Origin of the sequence: Bifidobacterium sp. ESL0800, assembly GCF_029395355.1 — a bacterium.
In the GTDB taxonomy this organism is placed as follows: Bacteria; Actinomycetota; Actinomycetes; order Actinomycetales; family Bifidobacteriaceae; genus Bifidobacterium.
Genome location: NZ_CP113913.1, coordinates 1,655,021 through 1,676,234, shown reverse-complemented (window position 1 = coordinate 1,676,234; position 21,214 = coordinate 1,655,021). Strand labels below are relative to the sequence as shown.

Genomic DNA, 21,214 nt, shown 5'->3' with positions numbered 1-21,214 from the left:
ATGGACGTTTGATGAGACCTTTTCCTTTGTAAAAAAGAGACAAAACAATCGTTGAAATAGTAGAGGGTTCTCATAGTAGGCGTCGAAACGTTTCGAAAAAACCAGTACATATTGTAAAGGAGCAATAATGAAAATCATTAAGGCAATCGCAGCACTCAGTGCCGCCGCGTTATCGATAACGGCCTTAAGCGCTTGCGGAGGCAGCAACGCTCAGGAAGACAATTCGAAACCGGACAGCATTTCCTTCTGGTACTACGAAAATCCGGCCTCGGCGGAGACGGCCGATTGGCGAGAAGCAGTGAAGCGTTTTACTAAAGACACTGGCATCAAAGTAAAGATCGAGACGAAGTCATTCACCCAAATTGCCCAGAATGCCAGTCAGTTCCTCAATTCCGAACAGGCTCCGGATGTTATGGAGTCCAACCGCGGCAACGGCAGCGCCGGCATGCTTTCGTCGATGGGTCTGCTGTCTGACCTCGGACCGTATGTCAAAAAATACGGCTGGGACAAGGTCATCACCAAGGCTGACGCCAATGTGGCCAAATATGACGACAAAGGCGTGATGGACGGTGACAAGTGGGTCGGTTTGCCGACATATGCCGAATTCCAGCGTGTGTTCTACAACACCGATCTGTTCGCTAAATACAATATCAAGGTGCCGACCACGATGAGCGAGTTCGAAGATGCGTGCGCAAAATTCAAGGCTGCCGGCATCACTCCTATCGCTGCCGATGCTGGTGAATTCGGGGTCATGTGGTTGTGGTGGTCTTTGGTCAATACCAAAACGGACCAGAAATTCATCGATAACTGGCAGCTGTACAAGAACGACGTCAATTGGAAGTCCGAGCCTCTTACCTATGCCACCAACAAGATCAACGAGTGGCTTGACAAGGGATATATCTCGAGGAATGCTACGGGTCTGAAGAAGGAAGACACCAACGTTTCCTTCATCAAGGGCGAGTACCCCATCTATCAGACCGGTACATGGATCGAAAGCCGCTTCAACGAGCAAATCAAATTCAACTGGGACGGCGCCGCGTTGCCGGGGATAAAGATGCTGCAGGGTTGCACTGGCAACATCCTGACCATTCCCGAGAAGGCCAAGCATAAGGATTGGGCTGCGAAGCTTCTGAACTACACCATCTCCAAGGATTTGCAGACCGAAATCGGCAATGCCGGCGGTGTCCCGCTCAATGCTGACATGAAGAAGGTCACCAACGAGAAGAACCGGAAGATGATCAAGGAATATCTGAACTTCTCGAAGCAGGGCAAGCTTGCGTACTATCCTGATTATCCTGCCACGAACCTGACCGATGCGATGTCCTCGGAGTTCCAGGAGCTCGTCAACGGGACCAAGAACCCCCAGCAGACGCTGCAGGCCATGCAGAAGGCATATACCACCGGCGTGCAGGATATGGGGGTTAAGGACAAGTAACGATCCGCTGATTGTTCTTTCTTTCCTCTACTGTTTCTAGCCGGTCCATGGGATGCCATGGGTGCCACCACGTGTGGGAACCCATGGACCGGCTTCAAATCGTCATCTCGTCTTGATGGCATTGGCAAGGCAAGATGATTCAACGCTTAGCTATCCGTTTTTAATTCCAAGGAGGCATATATGTCTCAACGCAAGAAGACCAAAAGGGTCTCATACTCCAGATTGCCTGGCGACAAGTCCTCAAAATTCATTCCGTATCTGCTTTTGGGGCTTATCAGTCTGACTGTCATCATCGTCGTGCCGGCGATATGGAATGTCGTCCTCAGCTTTACCCGTTGGCGTGGTGTCGGGCCGGTTCGTTTTATCGGTGGCAGCAATTGGGCGAGGTTGTTCAGGGACGAAATGTTTTGGAAGTCGTTCCGCAACTCGTTCTGGATCATCGTCGCCATTGTGATTATTCCGACCATTCTGGGTCTGTTGATCTCGTCTCTTCTGACCGATGTCATTCAAAAGAAATTCGGTTCCAAGATAGCTTCGCTCATCCGTGCCTTGTACTACCTTCCGCAACTGCTGCCTGTCGCCGTCGCTTCGATCATCATGGGATGGATATTCCGTCCTGACGACGGAGCATTCAACGCGTTGCTGACGAAGATCGGTTTGGCGTCCCTGCAAAGCAACTGGCTTGGCAGCCCCAAGAGCGCACTGCCCAGCTTGATGGCCATCCTCATCTGGATTCAGCTCGGTTACCCGATTGTCATCTTCATGTCGGGCTTGCAGCGCGTCGACCCGGAGCTTTACGAAGCCGCGGGGCTTGACGGCGCGAATTGGTGGCAGAAATTCAGGGTGGTCACCTTGCCGTCGATCATGCCGGAATTGTTGGTGGTCATCCTCACCGCGACCATCGGCGCTCTGAAGACGTTCGGCCCGGTCTATCTGCTGACCAAAGGCGGGCCTGGCACCACGACCATCGTGCCTTCGTACTATTCGTACAATCAATTCTTCCAGATTCACCAAGTCGGATATGGTGCCGCCATTTCCACTTCCCTGACCGTCGTCATCATCGTTTTCTCGGTGGTGTTCACGATTATCCAAGGTCACGTCGAAAAGAACATGGATTAGGAAAGGGGTCGAAATGTCAGCAACATCAATTCAACCTGTTTCGGAATCGCATTCAAAGCGTAAGAACGTAAAAGCCAAGCACATCAGGACTTGGGGCGATTGGCTTGCCTTGATAGTGCTCGTTGCCGGGGCCATCGTCATGTTGAGCCCCTTGGTCATCCTGACGATGAACGCCTTCAAGAGCATCAGCGACTACAATGCCACCGGCCCTCTCACTTTGCCGTCCCACCCCACAATGAGCGGCATAATCCTGTTCTGGAACAACAGTCGATTTCCGATCAAGTTCCTCAACAGCTTGGTCATCTCTCTGGTGGTGGCCGTGCTCGGGGTCGCGCTTTCCGTTCTCAATTCCTTTGCTCTGGGCATCGGGCGGGTAAAGGGCAACCGCTGGATCGTTTTGCTCATCATGCTTGCCAATATGATGCCGCAGGAGGCCCTGCTGTATCCCCTGTACACCATGTTCAAGAAGTGCGGGCTGTACAACACCCAGCTATCGATGATCATCATCTTTACTGTAATACAGAGCGCTTACGGGACGTACCTGCTCTCGGCGGTGTACGGAACGTTCCCGGAGGCGATTCTCGAGGCGGCCACTCTCGATGGGGCTTCGAGATGGCAGACCCTCACCCGAGTCGTACTGCCGATTTCCTGGTCCACGATCAGCGTGCTGTTCGTCTTCTTCTTTGTGTGGACTTGGAACGAATACATGATTCCGATGGCGTTCCTTATGGATGACAGCGTGCAGACGGTGCCGCTCGCTCTTGCCACGTTGCAGGGCCAGAACACCATGGATGCGACGACCTTGGCTTCGGCGTCGTTGCTGAGCGTCATTCCCACCATTGTCTTCTATATCATCTTCCAGCGCAAGCTCAACCAAGGCATTGTCGCCGGCGCGGTGAAGTAGACGATTGGATGTAATTGAGCTTAATTTCGCCGGATTGAAGTCGCTGGAAGTGGTTAAACAGCTCAATCTGGCGGAATCGGGCTTCTTTGGGTTTGGCGTTATTTGTGGCAGTGAGAATAATAGTTAATAAAACGGAAAGGCAAGTTCAATGAACGTTGTACAGGCAGAAGCGGCCCGAGGATTTGGAGGCTATGGGCTCGGCATGATGGATGGGCTCTCTGTGGCGTCGCGCGGGCGCTCGCGGTGCATCAATGCGGAGAATCCGACCGGCGGCAAGGGGGTCGCGGCGCAGACCGCCAGCAAACTCGGCCCCTCGCGCAAAGGGACTCCCTGCCTCGGCACTGTGCCGGCCGGCGAATCGGTGACGCTGATGGACGTCGACGGCCCGGGCGTGATTCGCCATATCTGGATGACCGTAACCGACAAGACCTCGCCCACCGGCCCGAACGTGCTGCGCAACCTCGTTCTCGAGTTCTATTGGGACGGTGAGGAAAGCCCGTCCATTCTCTGCCCGATTGGCGACTTCTTCTGCTGCGGCCATGCCCAGGGCTGCCTTGTCAATTCCATGCCCGTCATAGTCGCGCCCAACCGCGGTTTCAACTGCTACTTCGCCATGCCTTTCGAGCACGCGAAAATCGTGTTGCGCAGCGACCATAACGAGGACGTGCCTTCCTTCTTCTATCAGATCGATTACACCGAATACGACGCACTGCCGGACGACGCGATGCGTTTCCACGCCCGATGGCATCGCGAGCGGGTCACGCAGGAACAGCATGACTATACGATTCTCGACGGCGTACGCGGCCAGGGCACCTATATCGGCACCTACATCGCGTTGACGGCACTGGAAAGCCGTTGGTGGGGCGAAGGCGAGGTCAAGTTCTACCTTGACGGCGACACCGATTACCCGACCGTGACCTCCACCGGCACCGAGGATTATTTCGGCGGGGCTTGGAGCTTCGGGGCGTTCGGCGACGGCAGCGACAACGCCGGCACGGGAAGTTGCGGTGAATTCCGCGAGCAGACCTATTGTGCCCCGTTCGTCGGCTTCCCGTTCCGCTCGCAGAGTCTGGTCGGCCGCGAAAGCGACTATTGGGATCAGGCGACGCCCGTTACCCGCGGCCTCTACCGCTGGCACATCCCCGATCCGATTTATTTCGACCGTGATCTGCGCGTGACCCTTCAGCAGATCGGCACCGACGAGGCCGGGCTTTTCGAGCGCTCGGACGATGTGGCCAGCGTCGCTTATTGGTACCAGCGCGAACCGCACACCCCATTCCCGTCGATCGGCGACCGCCATTTCCGCCAGCCGCGGTGAGCTTGTGAGATTGACGCGACCTATATATAGGTGTCACTAACAGCGTCAAGCTTCTCATTCTTCAAAGAGTTTTTATTAATGCTCGCACGGTGTTTTGCGAGCTGTTTCATTACTGCGTTTGGAGTATGCTTTCCAACAGTAAAGGTGTATTGGTTGTCTATGCGATGGTGAGATTTAGACGGCCGGATGTGCACAGAGCCTGCGGGCCATGGGCGATGTCGTCAGGCGACATCCGGCAGGCGAGATGATGTTGGAGGAAGCGTTGGACAGTAACGAGATTCGGAAACTGGATTTGCAAGATGACCCGCTCGATGCTCGCCGTTACCCCATCGACCCGTGGAGATTCACCGAATACGGTGAGCCGAGCGCCGAAAGCGCGACGCTGTTTTCTCTCTCCAACGGCACCATCGGTGTGCGCGGCGAGGCCAATGCGCCGCGAAATCTCGGCTCCGGAACGTTCCTGAGCGGTTTCCATGAGACGTTTGCCATCCGTCATGCAGAGGAAGCCTACGGTTTCGCCCGCGTGGGGCAGGTCGTGCAAGGGGTGCCCGATACGGTCGATTTCAAGTTCTGTGTCGACGGCAAGGAGCTAGGCAAGGCGCAGCAGGTCTCGCAGAGCCTCGATTTCAAGGACGGCACCGCGACGCGTTCGTATGTGTATGACATTGATGATGGGGTAAGCCTCGAAGTCGATATCGTCACCATGGTCTGCCTGTTCCGTGCCGACCTTATGGCCACGGCGCTGACGTTCAAGGCCCGCGGACGTGCCCTGAACGTCCACGTCGAAGGCAAGATGAACACTGACCAGCCGGTGGTTTCGCGAGACGTCGATCCGCGCAAGGCCGACCTGATTGCCGACGGTGGCCTGCGCAAGCTCGAGGTCGATGCCATTTCGCGAGGCGTGGCCGACGAGAGTTTCGGCGCTTTCCATTGCCTGCATTCCGAGCTGACGATGGGCGTCGGCTTCTGCCAGCAGATTGACGGCGAGATGGTCCCTGCCGTCTTCGACGTCGCCGTGCCAGACGGCGGCGAGAAGCGGGTGCTGCGTTACGCCGCTTACAATACATATCGGATAAATCCTATCGGAATCGATGAGGGCCTGCAGGTCTCCACCATCGAAACCCAGAATTCCGTCGAACTCATCAGGCTCTGCGCGCAAACCCTGAACTGGGCCGTCGCGCAAGGCTTCGAAGCGCTGCAGGAGCAACAGCGTGCATGGCTGAGCCGTTTCTGGCAGGAGTCGGACGTCGAAATCGATGACGGTGGAGATGGGCGGCTTCGGCAGACCTTGCGCTGGGAGCTTTTCGAGCTCGCGCAAGCGACGGCCACCGTCCCCAACGGCGTGTCGGCGAAGGGGCTGAGCGGTACCGGCTATTCCGGCCATTATTTCTGGGACACTGAAACCTATATCGCCCCCTTCCTGATTTATACCAACCCGGCGCGGGCCCGCGACATTCTGTCCTACCGTTTCCGCATGTTGCCGGCGGCCCGCAAGCGCGCCCGGATCATGAGCATGGAAGGCGGGCTCTTCCCGTGGCGCGGCATCAACGGCGAGGAGGCCTCGGCCTTCTTCGAGGCCGGAACCGCCCAGTACCATATCGACGCGGACATCGCCTACGCCGTCTGCCAGTATGTCGCGGTGACCGGCGACCATGAGTTTTTGGCGAGCGAAGGCATCGACATTCTGGTCGAGACCGCGAGGATGTGGGCGAGCCTGGGCTATATGGGCTGGGACGGCACCTTCCATATCAACAACGTCACCGGGCCGGACGAATACACCGCCCTGGTGGACGACAACTATTACACCAACGTCATGGCGCAATTCAACCTGCGCAAGGCCGCGGACGCCTTGGAATCGCTGGAAGGCGAGGAACTCAACGCCGTGGTCCAGCGCCTTTCGATCAAGCCCGGCGAATCGATGCGCTGGCGCGAGATTGCCGAACTGATGAAATTGCCGTATGACAAAAAGCTCGGCATCCATCTTCAGGACGACGACATCATGCGCCGCGAGACCTGGGATTTCGAGCACGACACCGAGCGCCCGCTGCTCCTGCACTATCATCCGATGGTGATCTATCGCCGTCGCGTCTTGAAACAGACGGACACGGTATTGGCGCTTTACCTGCTTTCCTCGCAATTCGGGCTCGATGTCAAACGGCGCGATTTCGACTTCTACGACCCGCTGACCACCGGCGATTCCTCGCTTTCCGCGGCTTCCCAGTGCATCCTCGCCGCTGAGGTCGGGTATGGTGACCTGGCGATGCAGTACTTCCTCGAGTCCCTCTACGCCGACGTGGCCAACCTGCACAGCAACACGTCCGACGGCATTCATCTGGCTTCGGCCGGCGGTGTGTGGATGTCGGCGGTCGCCGGCTTCGGCGGCCTGCGCGATTCCGGCGGCGAAGAGTTTTCGATCGACCCGCACCTGCCCAGGGATTGGGGGAGCCTCACCTACAGGCTCACCGTCCACGGCTCGCGTCTGGTCGTCAATGTCACCCACGGCGAAGTCTCGGTCCGCCGCCTTTCCGGCGACCCGGTGACCCTCAAGGTCAAAGGCGAGTTGCGCACGGTCTGAGCCCATTCTCTGAAATGAATGTTGTGTGCAAGGCGAAGATGGATTATAATGTGTCATACACGTGGTATGTGGTCCGATTCAATGGTGAGGAGCGTGGCATGATGCGTAACAACAAAAAGATTTTGGGTGCGATGTCCGCGTCCGTGGCCATGATGGCGTGCTTGGCATTGGCCGGACCGTCCACCGCCTACGCTGCGGAAGCGAAAGACGAGGCGCCGGTCACCATACAGGTGGACAATATCCATATTGAGGTACAGCGTCATGCCGATCATTCGGTTACGGCCATGTTCTCCAATCCGACGTGTGCTGATAGCCATCCGATGAAGGGCAAAATGACTCTTTACGATGATCAGAAGCCGGATAGTGAGCCTCAGACGACGGAATTCCAGACGGGACTACTTGGTTGTGGTGGCGGGACCGCGGTACAGATGTTTGACAATAACGGGAAATCTGATCCGCCACGGGTGTCGATTGCTCTTGAAGACGGAACGGATGGAAGTAATGTGCTTCCATCCATTCCTAAGATGGAGGGAAGTACGACGATTACTTTTGAAGGTGGAACGGATGGAAGCGGCGTGCCATTCCTTCCTAAGATGGAAGGAACAGTAACGGAGCACATCGATTGACCTTGAAGACGAAATGGTCGGGAGTGGAGACTTACGAATATAGCTTCATTCACGAAATCCTGATAAACGCGAAGAGATGGTGAAGTAACGATTTGCCGTCTGTGGTTGCATCCGCAGGCGGCAAATCGTATGTTATTGGTGTATCGGTGGTTTTGTTCTGCCCTTACTCGTCTAAATGCGCGAACACGTTGTTCTTGACGGCCCTGCCTGGGCGGTTATCGGCGCACGTTCTCCCTCATGAAACGATGCTTTTGAAAGAGTTGAAACTTTTGTCGCGAATATAATTAAATGATTTGACATAATGCGGTTCCGTGACCTACGATGTAAGTGAAACGAATTAACCAATGTCGTCTGCAACGACGGCACGTGTGCAAAGGAGCAACCTATGGGGTTGTGGGATGTAGACAAAATTCCGTACGTCGGACACGACAAGGGAGTCAAGGAAGAGCTTGGTTTCCATTATTATGACGCCGACCGTGTGGTGGCGGGCAAGAAGATGAAGGACTGGCTGCGCTTCGCCGTGGCTTGGTGGCACACCTTCGACCAGCAGCTCGTCGATCCGTTCGGCGACGGCACCGCCCATCGTCCGTATTACAAGTACAGCGATCCGATGGACCAGTCGCTCGCCAAGGTCGATTACGCCTTCGAGCTTTTCCAGAAGCTCGGCGTCGAGTACTTCGCCTTCCATGACCGCGACCTGGCGCCGGAAGGCGACACCCTGCGCGAGACCAACGCTAACCTCGATCGTGTCGTCGACAAGATCGAAGAGAACATGAAGGCCACCGGCATCAAGCTGCTGTGGAACACCTCATCGCTCTTCACCAACCCGCGCTTCGTCGACGGCGCCTCAACTTCGCCGTTCGCCGACATCTTCGCCTATTCCGGCGCTCAGCTCAAGCACAGCCTCGAGATCGGCAAGCGTCTCGGCGCCGAGAACTACGTCTTCTGGGGCGGCCGTGAAGGCTACGAAAACCTCTGGAACACCGACATGGCCCGCGAAAAGGACCACATGGCCAAGTTCTTCCACATGTGCGTGGACTACGCCAAGGAAATCGGCATGAACGCGCAGTTCCTGATCGAGCCGAAGGCCAAGGAACCCTGCATGCTGCAGTATGACTTCGATGCCTCCACCGCCATCTCCTTCCTGCAGAAGTACGACCTGATGGGTACGTTCCGCCTGAACCTCGAGGGCAACCACGCCAACCTCGCCACCCACACCTATCAGCACGAGATCCGTGTGGCGCGCGACGCGGGGGTGCTCGGTTCGCTGGACGCCAACCAGGGCGACAAGCTCATCGGCTGGGATATGGACGAGTTCCCGACCGACCTCTACGAGACCACCGCAGTGATGTGGGAGGTCCTCGCCGAAGGCCAGATCGGCCCTCACGGCGGCCTGAACTTCGACGCCAAGCCGCGCCGCAGCTCCTTCGAGGCCGAGGATCTGTTCCGTACCCACATCGCGGGCATGGATTCCTTCGCCGCCGGCCTTCTGGTCGCCGCGAAGATGCACGAGGACAAGTACATCGAGGATCTCGTCTCGAAGCGCTACAGCTCCTTCGACTCCGGCATCGGCAAGAGCGTCGAGGACGGCAAGGCCACACTGGCCACGCTCGAGGACTATGCGATTGACAGGCCGCAGAGCGAGCTTATCGCCTCCACGCACTCCGATCACCTCGAGAGCGTCAAGGCCACGATCAACAACTACATGATCGAGGCCCTGAGCGAGTAAGACTGGCAGCAGCAGGCTCGTTTCATCATTTCATATTCCTCTCTCAACGGATTTGGCCGGTCGCTTTCAATGGGTGACCGGCCAAATCCGTATCGACGATTGACTTCGGAAGGCTGCGGGCGGCCGTAGCCACAGGAACGGCTGGGAATTTCTGTGATGAATAGACTCTTTGGGCATACGCTATTGGCTGCCTGGAATTTTGTTGACAATCAAGGCGGCTCTGGCGGTTCGGTAAGGAACGGATTGTATAAAACTGGCGCGTATTGAAAAGAACCGGTTGCCAAACGAAATCCAGCGACCGGTTCTTTTTAAGCAAAAGCCTACTTTTTAATTCATGAAATTGCGCTCGACCCAGGCGGCCCAGAGGCTTGGCCAGACTTGGGCGCTCGGTTCGATTTGCGCGTCATTGCCGGCTGCGGCCGTCTCGGCGGTGGCGAGAGCCAGGCTGTGCGGGCCCTGTGGGAAGATATGCGCTTCGACGGATACTCCCGCTTCGACGCAGGCGTTGATGAAGAGCAGCGAGTTCTGCACCGGCACCACCGCGTCGGTGACGGTCTGCCAGATGAAGGTCGGCGCGGTCTTTGCGTCGACGTGCTTCTCGCAGGAGATCTCGTCGAGCATCGCCTGGTCGCTCTTCTTGTCGCCCAAGAGCTTGGTTATGGTGCCTTCGTGGCGGTACTTGCCGGCCGTCAGGACCGGGTAACCCAGCGCCAGGCCGTTGGCGCGCACCTCGTCGGGATCATAGCCGTTTTCGCGCATCACATCGTCGCCGGTGGTCGTGGCCATCGACGCGGCGAGCTGGCCGCCGCAGGAGAAGCCGATGACGGTGACGGCCTCGGGGTCGACATGCCACTCTTCGGCGTTGGCACGGATCATCTTCATGGCTTCGGCACCCTCAAGCATCTGCACCGGGTACTGCGAAGGCGCGATGGAGTAGCGCAGCACGAATGCCTGTACGCCGGCGTCAAGTGCCATCATCGCGATGGGTTCGGCTTCGCGGTCGGTCACCTTGTTGAATCCTCCGCCGGGGAAAATGAGCACGGCCGGGCGGCGACGATCGGGATCGATTTCCTTGGAATTGTCGATGATATAGCCGGTGAGTGTGGCGACGCTCCCGTCAATGCCTTTGATGGTTTTGGTAACGTACTGCATAAATGTCCCTTCTTCCGTGCCCGGCGCCGCGTACGCTGGTATCTCAATAACGTATGCGCGGTGCCGAACCCCACTCAGAATTCTAAGAAGCTTGCGGGACGGCGTTTGATGGCGGAAGTCGTATCGCGTCACCATGGTGATGGATACTTGAGGTATGGAATCGAGCGATATGGAATCTGCGGAACAGGCAACCGGCGAACGCGACGCGACGCAAGATGGCGTGATGATTGAGATACCGCGCGGCACCGTCGTGCTGGCGGCCACGCCGATCGGCAACGTGGGCGATGCCTCGGGCCGTCTCAAGGCGCTGATCGAGCGGGCCGACATCGTCGCGGCGGAGGACACACGCCGTCTCTACGACTTGGCCAACCGCCTCGGCGTGCGCGTCGGCGGCCGCGTCGTCGCCAACCACGACCACAACGAGCGGGCCAAGGCCGACGGCCTCTTAGACGAGGTGGAGCGCGGGGCGACCGTGCTGGTGGTTTCGGATGCGGGCATGCCCACCGTCAACGACCCGGGCGTGGCCATCGTGCGCCGCGCCATCGAGCGCGACCTGCCGGTGACCTGCGCGCCCGGCCCCTCCGCCGTGCTCGACGCGCTCGCGCTTTCCGGCCTGCCGACCGACCGCTTCTGCTACGAGGGCTTCGTGCCGCGCAAGCGAGGCGAGCGCATGAACCGTTTCCGCTCGCTGGCGGCCGAGCGCCGCACGATCGTCTTTTACGAGACCCTGCACCGCATCGCCGAGACGATGGACGACCTGCTGGAGATGTTCGGGCCGGACCGCCCGATGGCGCTGTGCCGCGAGCTGACCAAGGACTATGAGCAGATTCGCCGCGGTACTATCGCCGAGATCCACCAGTCGGTTGTCGACGATCCGCCGCGCGGTGAGATCGTCCTGGTCATCGCTGGGGCGAGCGAGGACGAGGCGCTGAAGGCGGGGGAGGCCGCGGCGGCCGTGCTGAGCGTCGATGATCTGGCCGCGTTGGCCCTCGAGCGTGCCGCCAAAACCGACGAACGCATCAAGGACGCGATCGCCGAAGTGGTCAAAGAGCATCCGCTTTCCGACGGATCTCTTTCCAATCGAAAGGCCGTCTATGCCGCTACGCTGAAACTCAAATAGGTCCCAAGTCCAAAAGGGTACAGAAGAGGAATCTTTGCCTCGGTCGGCTTACCTGTCCGAGTGATGCGGGCTGGCCTGTGAATCCGCCTTGAAATGACGACGGATCAAGTCTATGGTTATGCCGGCCGCAAGCAGCAGAAGAACATAAGGTATTACGGAATGGTGTGCTTGGGACGCAGGGGTGAGCAGGCCGCCGTGTACGGCGCATCGGGGGCGGTCGGCCGTTGCGATGACATTGCCGCCGCCATTGCCGTCATTGTTGCCGTTGGTGTTGCCATCGCCGGATTGTGAATCGGGTTCGCAGTCTTTGCTGTGGGTTTGCGGCTTGCCGATATTGGGATCGGGTTTATTCTGCCCGACTTGCGTTGCGGACGGATTGTTGTATGACGGCGTTGTTGCCGAGAGGCTTTGATCTGATACCGCTGGCAGCGAGCCCGCCTCCATGGCATTGGCCGAGCTCGGCGCAACCATGAGCATGACAGCGATAAGAATGCCGGCGATGGCTGCCTTCCGTCTTGTTTTCGTATGTGCTCCTTCGTCAAATCACGCCTACGCTGCGCGTGGATAGCATCGTCCTGCACGCCATCTATTGATTACTTCAGCTGTAAATACAAAGTATTATTTTAGATAATTCCGGTACGATTTGTCAATTTGAGTGGTATGAGGGCGCACCACGTTGACAAGCTGAGCTCGTGGCATCCATGGGCGTAAAGCAGATGAAAGACAAGAGAAGAGGGGCCGTATCTTGGGCGATGTCGAAAATTTATAACGTTGGAAATCTATCGGTGAAATACACGTGGAATTTGGTTGCAACGGTGATGAACAGTGACAAGTCGCTTGCCGGCTACGGCTCGACTACCAGAGCCGGGTGACGAAGGAAGGAAAGGCCGGTAGCCGTTGAACGGTGGTGCTGATTTCATCATTCAACGGCTACCGGCCTTCGCGTATGAGCTGTCGCTCAGCACCGTGCGCCCCAGATGCAGAGGTTGTTGCCGACCGCGGAGAAGGTCATGGCCGGCTTGCCGTCGGATTCCCGGGGCAGCGTGACGAAAACGCCGGTGTAGGTGAGCGTGCCGAGTGTGATGCGCATCGAGCCGTTGCCACAGATCTCGCCGGTTTCGGTTTCGTCGCGAGCATCGAGCGCGTGTCCGTCGCCCGAAAGCCGCCACAGGCCGCAGGTTACGGTACCGTCCGCCGAAGCTACGGATACATCGTCGTCAATCAAACCTGCCGATATCAACGTTTGCAGATTAGTCGCGCTGACACGTCCATCTGGCCGAAGCCGGATATGTACGGGGGTATTGACGCCGTGCCAGCGGCCATCGGCGTTGCGCGTACCGTCGAAATACGTGTCTTGACGCAGGCAGACAAGCTCATAATCACCGGAGATATCCGCGATTTCGGCGGGTGTGTGCGGCGCGATGCCGAGCGATCCTTGATATTCGTAAGGTGCGGCGACCAGCCAGCCGTCAGCGGTGGTGTAGAGCTCGCGTACCCGGGTCTCGTAGTCGTTGTCGTCACGGCCGATGAAACGGGTGTGGTAGACCATGAACATTCGCCCGTCCTCGCGCGCCAACGCGGAGTTGTGGCCCTGCGAGATTTCCACGCCACCCCAATCGGGGAGTATGGCTTTGCCTTCCGGTGCCGCCTTCGCGGGGTTTGCCGATGGAGACTTGGCGGATCCTCCGTTCCAGGCCACCGAGGCGAGCAGCCGCACGCCGGTTTTGCCGGTCCAATTGTCGGCGATTTCGCCGTGTGAGACCGCGGGGTTGCCGGCCTGGTCGACGTAGGGACCGGTCAGCTCGCGCGAACGGAAGACGCGGATTTGGTAGCCGCCGGTGCGTCCCAAGCCCCCGTAGGAGAGCATGAGATACCACCAGCCGTTGGCATGCAGGAAATACGAGCCCTCGCCGGAATTGCCGTATCCGCCCCCGATTTTGATGCCGTAATAGGGGTCGCTCGCGTCTTTGACGAGCGGGTAGGTGGTCTCGTAGTCGCGCAAACCGGTTTCCGGATCGAGCCGGATCATCCACAGGCCGCCGAACCACGAGCCGAAGCTCATCCACATGTCGCCGCGTTCGTCGGTCACCGGCGCCGCGTCGATGGCGTTGATATGCGAGTCCTTGAGGGATTGGTAGCGGGCGAGCGGCCCGGTCGCTTCTTTGCCGAGCACCCGCGGCACGTCGGTTTTTCTGACGTTTTCGGGTTTGAACCCGGAGTAAATCACCGGGCCCACGTATTGCCAGTCGTCTTCGAGATGATCGGCGGTCAGAAGCACGATGACCGACTGGTAGTTCTCGCCGTTGACGGAGAGATACATGCACCACTTGCCCATTGTCGGGTTGAAGATGACGTCCGGAGCCCAGGTATTGCCGGAAAGCGGCGATCCGTTCAAGCCCACCTGTGGCCACTGCTTCCAGATAGGCCCGAGCAGTGTCTCGAAATCGTCGGTGAGATTGTTGTTCAGCGGTTCCCAGTTGACCAGATCGGTGCTGCGGGCGAAGCGTCGGTGCGTGCCGAAAATATAGTAGACCCCGTTTTCTTCGGCGATGGCGGGGTCGTGGATCGGCACGTGTCCGGCGGGCAGCGAAAATTCGTAAAAACCTTCGGGCGTGCGCGGGATGCGGACCGGCAGCCGCCGTGTGGTAATCGTTGAAATGGCCATACATACCTCCTTGAAAAATCTCTCTATGCTTCAGGTCGGCAGGTATGCCAGCGAACGCTGACGATTCTGCGTTCCTGTTTCATACCCGCCGACCTGAAGCATCGGGCTCAATAGCTACTTCTTCGAGCCCCAGACGCAGATGTTGTCGCCGAGCGCCGAGAACGTCATGACGGGCTTGCCGTCCTTGTCTCGCGGCAGCCTGTCGAACGCGCCGACGTAGGTGATGCCGTCGAGTGTGATCTCCAGCTCGTTGCTGCCCGCCTTGGTTTTCCAGGTGCCTTTGCGCTCCCCGGTCACCTTGCCGCTCGCGGTGAGCGTGATGTCGGTGCCTTTGTTGACGCCTTTGTAGTCGGTGCTGGTCTTGTCGCCGAGCTTCTTCGGCCCTTTGAAATAGGTGTTCGGGTTCTGCATCGCGAATTCGTAGGTGCCGGCCAGCTCGCTGGTCTTATAGCCCTTGGCCTTCGCCTTAGTGCCGGTGTATTCGTAAGGCGCTGCGGTGAGCCAGCCGTCGGCGGTCGGCAGCAGTTGCCGGGTGCGGATCTCGTGGACCTCGCCGCGGTCGGAGAAGCGGGTGTGATAGATGAGATAGACGGTGCCGTCGCTGTCGACGAGCGCGGAATTGTGGCCTTGCGAGACCTCGATGTCGCCGTTGTCGGTGCCGCTCCACTGGTTCGAGGCCATCAGGCGCACGCCGGTGTCGCCTTCCCAGTTGTTGGCGTCGGCGCTGGTCGAGACGGCGGGGTTGCCGTTTTCATCGATGTACGGGCCGGTGATGGACTTCGAGCGGAACATGCGGATCTGGTAGCCGCCGGTCTGCTCGAGGTGGCCGTAGGAGGTGAAGAGGTACCACCAGCCGTTGGTGTTGAGCAGGTAGGATCCCTCACCGGAGTTGCCGTAGCCGCCGCCGAGCTTGACGCCGTAATAGCCGTCGGACTTGTCGGTGACCGTTTCGTAGGTCTTCGTGTAGTCGCGCAGGCCGGTTTTGCCGTCGAGCTTCAGCATCCACATGCCGCCGAACCACGAGCCGAAGGTCATCCACATATCGCCGTTGTCGTCGGCCTTGACGCTGGGGTCGATGGCGTTGATCTCGGTGTCGTCGGCGGAGAGGTAGCGGCCGAGGTCGGCGTTCTCGCCGAGTACCTTCGGCACGTCGGTCTTGTCCTTGTCGGCGTCGTTGAAGCCGGAGTAGACCACCGGGCCGACGTAGGTCCAGTCGCCCTCGATGTCGTCGGCGGTGAGCAGGACGATGACCGACTGGTAGTTGGCCCCGTTCAGGGAGAGGTACATGCACCATTTCTTCATCGTCGGGTTCCACACCACGTCCGGCGCCCACATGTTGCCTTTGACGTCGGGATTCGAGGACTGCTTGGGCCACGCCTTCCAGATATCGTCGAAAATCGTTTCGTAGTCGGTGCTGAGGTTGTTCTTGAAATAATGCCAGTTGACGAGGTCATCGCTTTTCGCCCACGCGCGGTGGGAGCCAAAGACGTAATACTTGCCGTTCGCCTTGACGACGGACGGGTCGTGCACCGAGACTCGGCTGATGTGCTTGCCCGCCGAATTGCGGGTTTCCCCGGTTTGGGCGGTGCCGTTGGAGGCGTCGCCGGCGGAGTTGCCCGCGCATCCCGCGAGCGTGCCGATGAGGGTCAACGCCGCCAACGTTGCAGCCAACGTGCGTCGCAGTGTCGTCATTGCCATGATTTGCCTCGCTTCTTTCCGGAAATTGCGGCGTTGCGTTTCTATAACGATGTAATATTTTATAAATATTGTACATCGTTGTAAAGCCGAATGCGGAGACAGGGCGTCGAAGATGGAAAAACATCAGGAATGTATGCAGGAGTATTCCTTGCTGTGCTATACAAGGAAACCCACCGACCGTGAACATGCCAACAATGCCGACATCGCGTTGAGCATGCATCTGGCGCTGCGCTCGCCGGCGACGGGCAGGTGGGAGGCGCTCAACGGCAACTATGGCATATTCTTTGCCGCAGGCGTGCCGCGCGTGGGTGTGCCGCGACAGGCGAGAGGCGCGGCAACCGCCTCACGCCATTTGCGCGAGGAGGACGGGCCTTCCGGTTACGCGCCCAGTGGTGCTGTGGGACTTGACGCGCTGATGCCGGACGTCGATATCACCCTCAAAAGCCTCAAAGACCCGTATCTGTTCCGCTGGCCGGACATGGGCTACGGCATCGCGGCCACCCGTACGGCCCGCGGCGGCAAAGCCGACGGGTCCGAACGTTGTGCGTTCCTGCTGGCCCGGAGTCCGGACTTGTTGAGCTATGAGCAGCTGGGCATGGTGACGTTGGATACCGACGAGGGCGTGCACCGCCCGCAGGTGACGGCACTCGCCGAAACCGGGGGATACATGATTTCCTGGCACAATGATGCCGGTGCGTTGCGTACGGCGCATGTCGACAATCTGCTGGAAGCGTTTGACGGCGTGGTCGCGATGGACGAAACCGCAGCTGACGGCAACGCGTGCGCTGGCGCGGAACGCGACGACAGCGGTTGCGAAATGGCTGACTGGCGCAATGAACAGGTCGGGTCGGCCGATATCCCGGACTGCGTGCCCGGCAATGTCATTGACATCGATGAAAACGACGCCATCGCCCTGCTCAACCGCTTCGGACGCGTCTACAACACCGGCGTCGCTAGTCCTGCGCTGACGTTTGCGCTCTCCGCTTCCGCTTCTGCCGTCGACGCCGCGCTTCAACGTTTCGGGCACGAGACCGTCGATCTGCTTTATTCCGACGGTTCTTGCGTTTGTCGCAACGTCGATTGGGACGAGGCGCAGCTTGAGGATTTCAGGCGCAACGTGCTCGCCGGAAACTTCAAGGCCGGCGATGTGGTGAGCATCGACGGTATCGTGCGTCAGGAGACCTATCCGGTGCCGTTCGCCCGTGAACGCGCCGATCCGTCGGTATTCGCCTACGATTTCAACGGAGAACGGCTGTTCCTCTTCATCGCCACCGACGACACCGGCGGCAATTGCATCGACCCGAATAATGGCCGCACCCACATGCCCCTGCGTGTGGGGCACACCATCGCCGAGCTCTCGGACGCGGCCGGTGGGCGGAGCCGTGAGATCGACCTTTTGAAGTGTGGTGACCGCAACAGCGAGGGGCGGGTGATGACAGGCTGCTTCTGGGCACCGGAACTGCACATCATCGGCGGCCGGCTCTCGATTCTCTTTATGCCGTGTTTCGACGGCCCGGAGCACAATCCCGACGGTACGCCCAACGACCGTGCGGGCAAGCCCGATATGTGGACGGGCTGCTGCCACATCATGCAGCTACGTCAAGATGCCGACGGCCGCGATCTCGACCCGCGCGAACCTGCCAACTGGGATGCTCCCGAGCCGATTTACGGCCCGAAGGGCGAGGCGTTGAATCCGGTGCAGCGCATCAGCCTCGACATGACGGTGTTCACCGATTCCGGGCATTGGTACTACGCCTGGCAGCAGATCGGCAGCGTCTGGATCGCCACGTTCGATCCTGAGCGACCGGCGCATCTGACCAGTTCGCCGCGACAGATCGTGTTCCCGGAATTCGCCTGGGACAATGCCATCGCCGAAGGCCCCAACGTCATCGAGCACGATGGGACACTGTTCCTTATTTATTCCGGCTCCCTGGTCGGCATCGACTACACCACCGGTCTGGCCACCGCTCCGGCCGGCAAGGACGCCGATCTGCTGGATCCGCGAACGTGGACCAAGCTGGATTACCCGTTGCAGAAGTCCAGCATATACAACGATGAATGGCAACTGGGAACTGGTCACGGCATGTGGTCGAGTGACGAGGACGGCAATCCGTTGTATGTCTTCCACGCCGCCGAGTATGCTGACGGGCAATACGGTGGTCGCGACGCGCAGGTGCGCCGTGTACACTGGAATGCTGAAAGGATGCCGATTCTCGACATGCAGGCGAGCGAAGAACTTGATTGCTCCTCGAGATGTGTATCGATGAAGATAGAAATGATGTAATTCGTATATAGTCATCGACATGTTCATTGACAAGCAGGAGTAATGAAGAATATGAAATCATCCGGAAGTGATGCCAGAAGCCATAAAGGTCCTGAACAGAAGGTTGTGACCATGCGCGAGGTCGCAAAAGCTGCAGGGGTCTCGATCAAAACCGTTTCCAACGTTGTCAACGACTACCAATTCGTCTCGGACGCCACGCGCGAGAAGGTCAACAAGGCCATCGACGAGCTCGGTTATGTGGTCAATGCCTCGGCGCGCAACCTGCGGCGAGGCCAGACCGGTGTCATCTCGCTGATCATTCCCGATCTCCAGCTGCCGTATTTCGCCCAGCTCTCCTCGCTGGTCATCGGCGAGGCCAAGAAGCTGGGGCTGCAGGTCATCGTGGAGCCCACGCTCTATTCGCGCGAAGGCGAGATCGAGGCGCTGCACGGCAAGCGGCTTTCCATGCTTGACGGCGTGATTTTCAGCCCTTTGGAGCTTGGGCAGGACGATGTGGGCCAGCTCGATGTCGACTATCCGCTGGTGCTTATCGGCGAGCGTATCTTCACCGATTCGGTGGATCATATCGCCACCGAGAACGTCGAAGGCGCCAAGCGCGCCACGGCGTATCTCATCCAGACCGGGTGCCGCAGGGTCGCCGTGCTGGGCGTGCATCCCGGCGAGAAGGTCGGCTCGGCGGGCCTGCGTTTCCAAGGTTATAAAGAAGCCTTGGAAGAGAACGGCATCGAATTCGACGAGCGGCTGGTCGCCCCGTCCAGGATGTGGCATCGTGTCGACGGGGTGGACGCCATGAACCGTCTGCTCGATAGCGGCGTCAAGTTGGACGGCGTCGTCGCGTTGAACGATATGCTCGCTTCCGGTGCCATGCATGCCATCCAGATGCGCGGCTTGAGGATCCCGGATGACGTGTCGGTGATCGGGTTCGACAATTCGGACGATTCGCAATATCTCTCGCCGTCCCTGACTTCCATCACCCCGGGGCTTGAGGCCGTCGCGCGTCTTTCGGTGCGGGTTTTGAAGAACCGCATCGACGGCGTCAGCCCATTGGGCACGGCGAATGGCGGCACCGTTTTCCGTAAGGTCTCGTCGACGCTGGTGGTCCGCGATTCCACGCGCCGGGTCGACCGCTGAAATTGTCGCGCAAGACAACAGGGAGGCGTCCTGGCGCCGATTCCCTGTTGCGGCGTTTTGGGTCAGAGAGGGTGAGAGCGGCAGAGCTGTTTGCCTGCTTTGATGTTTTCGTCTCCTGATTTGGCATTATGGTATTTTCTGATTTGGCGCCATTGCTGAGATGTAACGCCGATCGCTGAGGTCTCGTTTTGAAGGACGCAATAGCGTAGATAGATAGGCCGCGCCACTCCGATTTGTTTCAACGTTGTAAATCTGCTATATTCAACGTTGTAAATTATAGTTGAGACGGATTCGAGAGTGAACATGGTCGTTTATGACAATCCTATCGTTCTGCAGCGTGCGGATCCATGGGTCCTGAAGAGCGATGAAACCTATTACTTCACGGGTTCGCATCCCCGTTACGCCACCATCGGCATCCGCAAGGCCAAGACCATCGCCGGGTTGCAGAAGGCACCGGAGACCGTAATCTGGCACAAGCACGAATCCGGCCCGATGAGCAGATACATCTGGGCGCCCGAACTGCATCGCATCAACGGCGCTTGGTACATCTACTTCGCGGCCGCCGAGGTCGATTTTGACGCCGCCGATCTGCCGACGCATCGCATGTATGTGCTGGAGAGCAAGGCCGACGACCCCACCGCCGACGAGTGGACGGAAAAGGGCCAAATCGTAACGCCTGTCGATTCCTTCTCGTTGGATGCCACCACCGAGGTCATCGATGGGGTCCAGTATCTGGTCTGGGCGCAAAAGGACCCGCAGATTCCCGGCAATTCCAATCTGTATATCGCCCGCATGAAGAATCCGTGGACGCTCGATACCGATCCGGTGATGTTGAGCCGCCCCGAATACGACTGGGAGTGCGTCGATTTTCTTGTCAATGAAGGGCCGGCGTTCCTGTTGCACGACGACAAGGTCTATATCACCTATTCGGCGTCGGGCACCGGCGTGCCGTACGCCGTGGGTCTGTTGACCGCCGACCGTGGCAGCGACCTGCTCGACCCGTCGAGCTGGAGCAAGGCCAGCGAGCCGGTGTTCAAGACCTGCGAGGCCAACGGCCAGTACGGTCCCGGCCATAATTGCTTCACCAGATCCGAGGACGGTACCGAGGACCTGATGATTTATCACGCACGCAACTACACGCATATCGAGGGCGACCCGCTGTTCGATCCGAATCGTCATGCGCGTGTGGGCGTGGTGCGGTGGACCGCGAATGGCCCCGACTTCGGCACCCCGCAGCCGGACACATTGTGGACGCCGGCCACCACCGATATTCTTCCCGATGACGGAGGGCCTCTGGCAGGTTCCCGAGCCAAGCGGGCATAAGGCTTCGCCGGCGCGTATGGGTATGGACGTGCCCAGCAAAGTCAAAGTCATAATTGAAAAGGTGAGATGTCAACAAACCGGATCGAGGCCGTAACAGGTTCCGTATCTGTTTGTAATTTTTGTAACGGAGCATGT

At 58.6% G+C, this 21,214-nt stretch carries 15 protein-coding genes; 11 read left to right on the top strand and 4 right to left on the bottom strand.

Features of this window, described 5'->3' with window-relative positions; translation table 11 throughout:
* Window positions 1–127: 127 nt before the first annotated feature.
* From OZX75_RS06540 to xylA, 7 genes are all read left to right on the top strand, one after another.
* Window positions 128–1,435 (top strand): ABC transporter substrate-binding protein, encoded by a 1,308-nt coding sequence (locus OZX75_RS06540; protein WP_277145848.1) that lies wholly within the window; start codon window positions 128–130, stop codon window positions 1,433–1,435.
* 180 nt (window positions 1,436–1,615) lie between these two features.
* Window positions 1,616–2,554, top strand: a complete 939-nt coding sequence (locus OZX75_RS06535) for a carbohydrate ABC transporter permease (RefSeq protein ID WP_277145847.1) — start codon at window positions 1,616–1,618, stop codon at window positions 2,552–2,554.
* A 13-nt stretch (window positions 2,555–2,567) separates the two neighbouring features.
* A complete protein-coding gene (locus tag OZX75_RS06530) occupies window positions 2,568–3,458 on the top strand; it encodes a carbohydrate ABC transporter permease (RefSeq protein ID WP_277145846.1) in 891 nt (296 codons plus the stop codon).
* A gap of 202 nt (window positions 3,459–3,660) precedes the next feature.
* A complete protein-coding gene (locus tag OZX75_RS06525; RefSeq protein ID WP_525930287.1) occupies window positions 3,661–4,776 on the top strand; it encodes a DUF2961 domain-containing protein in 1,116 nt (371 codons plus the stop codon).
* Window positions 4,777–4,984: 208 nt separating this feature from the next.
* A complete protein-coding gene (locus OZX75_RS06520; protein ID WP_277145844.1) occupies window positions 4,985–7,351 on the top strand; it encodes a glycoside hydrolase family 65 protein in 2,367 nt (788 codons plus the stop codon).
* Between the two features lie 98 nt (window positions 7,352–7,449).
* On the top strand, window positions 7,450–7,977 hold the full coding sequence (locus OZX75_RS06515) for a hypothetical protein (RefSeq protein ID WP_277145843.1): 528 nt from the start codon (window positions 7,450–7,452) through the stop codon (window positions 7,975–7,977).
* A gap of 385 nt (window positions 7,978–8,362) precedes the next feature.
* Window positions 8,363–9,706, top strand: a complete 1,344-nt coding sequence (gene xylA / locus OZX75_RS06510) for a xylose isomerase (protein ID WP_277145842.1) — start codon at window positions 8,363–8,365, stop codon at window positions 9,704–9,706.
* A 327-nt stretch (window positions 9,707–10,033) separates the two neighbouring features.
* Here xylA and OZX75_RS06505 read toward each other — a convergent pair whose 3' ends face one another.
* Window positions 10,034–10,858, bottom strand: coding sequence for an alpha/beta hydrolase (locus tag OZX75_RS06505; protein ID WP_277145841.1), 825 nt, complete (start codon window positions 10,856–10,858; stop codon window positions 10,034–10,036).
* 169 nt (window positions 10,859–11,027) lie between these two features.
* Here OZX75_RS06505 and rsmI point away from each other — a divergent pair, with 169 nt between their 5' ends.
* A complete protein-coding gene (gene rsmI, locus OZX75_RS06500; protein ID WP_525930286.1) occupies window positions 11,028–11,978 on the top strand; it encodes a 16S rRNA (cytidine(1402)-2'-O)-methyltransferase in 951 nt (316 codons plus the stop codon).
* Window positions 11,979–12,026: 48 nt separating this feature from the next.
* Here the strand turns inward: rsmI and OZX75_RS06495 are convergent, their stop codons facing one another.
* From OZX75_RS06495 to OZX75_RS06485, 3 genes are all read right to left on the bottom strand, one after another.
* Window positions 12,027–12,455: a hypothetical protein gene (locus OZX75_RS06495; RefSeq protein ID WP_277145840.1), complete on the bottom strand. Its 429-nt coding sequence runs from the start codon at window positions 12,453–12,455 to the stop codon at window positions 12,027–12,029.
* Window positions 12,456–12,936: 481 nt separating this feature from the next.
* The gene (locus OZX75_RS06490; RefSeq protein ID WP_277145839.1) at window positions 12,937–14,643 is read right to left on the bottom strand and encodes a glycoside hydrolase family 43 protein; all 1,707 of its coding nucleotides are present in this window, start codon (window positions 14,641–14,643) and stop codon (window positions 12,937–12,939) included.
* A 114-nt stretch (window positions 14,644–14,757) separates the two neighbouring features.
* Complete coding sequence (locus OZX75_RS06485; RefSeq protein ID WP_277145838.1) at window positions 14,758–16,341, bottom strand: glycoside hydrolase family 43 protein; 1,584 nt, start codon at window positions 16,339–16,341, stop codon at window positions 14,758–14,760.
* A gap of 112 nt (window positions 16,342–16,453) precedes the next feature.
* Here OZX75_RS06485 and OZX75_RS06480 point away from each other — a divergent pair, with 112 nt between their 5' ends.
* From OZX75_RS06480 to OZX75_RS06470, 3 genes are all read left to right on the top strand, one after another.
* Window positions 16,454–18,625 (top strand): family 43 glycosylhydrolase, encoded by a 2,172-nt coding sequence (locus tag OZX75_RS06480; RefSeq protein ID WP_277145837.1) that lies wholly within the window; start codon window positions 16,454–16,456, stop codon window positions 18,623–18,625.
* 51 nt (window positions 18,626–18,676) lie between these two features.
* Entirely contained in the window at window positions 18,677–19,756 is a 1,080-nt protein-coding gene (locus OZX75_RS06475; RefSeq protein WP_277147479.1) for a LacI family DNA-binding transcriptional regulator, read from the top strand.
* Window positions 19,757–20,059: 303 nt separating this feature from the next.
* Complete coding sequence (locus tag OZX75_RS06470) at window positions 20,060–21,079, top strand: glycoside hydrolase family 43 protein (protein ID WP_277145836.1); 1,020 nt, start codon at window positions 20,060–20,062, stop codon at window positions 21,077–21,079.
* Window positions 21,080–21,214 lie beyond the last annotated feature (135 nt).

Bases quoted from the DNA above. Each gene is read 5' to 3' on its own strand.
- OZX75_RS06520 (WP_277145844.1), top strand. From the start codon at position 4,985: ATGGGCGATGTCGTCAGGCGACATCCGGCAGGCGAGATGATGTTGGAG.
- rsmI (WP_525930286.1), top strand. From the start codon at position 11,028: ATGGAATCTGCGGAACAGGCAACCGGCGAACGCGACGCGACGCAAGAT.
- OZX75_RS06525 (WP_525930287.1), top strand. From the start codon at position 3,661: ATGATGGATGGGCTCTCTGTGGCGTCGCGCGGGCGCTCGCGGTGCATC.
- xylA (WP_277145842.1), top strand. From the start codon at position 8,363: ATGGGGTTGTGGGATGTAGACAAAATTCCGTACGTCGGACACGACAAG.
- OZX75_RS06480 (WP_277145837.1), top strand. From the start codon at position 16,454: ATGGAAAAACATCAGGAATGTATGCAGGAGTATTCCTTGCTGTGCTAT.
- OZX75_RS06515 (WP_277145843.1), top strand. From the start codon at position 7,450: ATGATGCGTAACAACAAAAAGATTTTGGGTGCGATGTCCGCGTCCGTG.
- OZX75_RS06505 (WP_277145841.1), bottom strand. From the start codon at position 10,858: ATGCAGTACGTTACCAAAACCATCAAAGGCATTGACGGGAGCGTCGCC.
- OZX75_RS06535 (WP_277145847.1), top strand. From the start codon at position 1,616: ATGTCTCAACGCAAGAAGACCAAAAGGGTCTCATACTCCAGATTGCCT.
- OZX75_RS06490 (WP_277145839.1), bottom strand. From the start codon at position 14,643: ATGGCCATTTCAACGATTACCACACGGCGGCTGCCGGTCCGCATCCCG.
- OZX75_RS06530 (WP_277145846.1), top strand. From the start codon at position 2,568: ATGTCAGCAACATCAATTCAACCTGTTTCGGAATCGCATTCAAAGCGT.
- OZX75_RS06470 (WP_277145836.1), top strand. From the start codon at position 20,060: ATGGTCGTTTATGACAATCCTATCGTTCTGCAGCGTGCGGATCCATGG.
- OZX75_RS06495 (WP_277145840.1), bottom strand. From the start codon at position 12,455: ATGCTCATGGTTGCGCCGAGCTCGGCCAATGCCATGGAGGCGGGCTCG.
- OZX75_RS06485 (WP_277145838.1), bottom strand. From the start codon at position 16,341: ATGGCAATGACGACACTGCGACGCACGTTGGCTGCAACGTTGGCGGCG.
- OZX75_RS06475 (WP_277147479.1), top strand. From the start codon at position 18,677: ATGAAATCATCCGGAAGTGATGCCAGAAGCCATAAAGGTCCTGAACAG.
- OZX75_RS06540 (WP_277145848.1), top strand. From the start codon at position 128: ATGAAAATCATTAAGGCAATCGCAGCACTCAGTGCCGCCGCGTTATCG.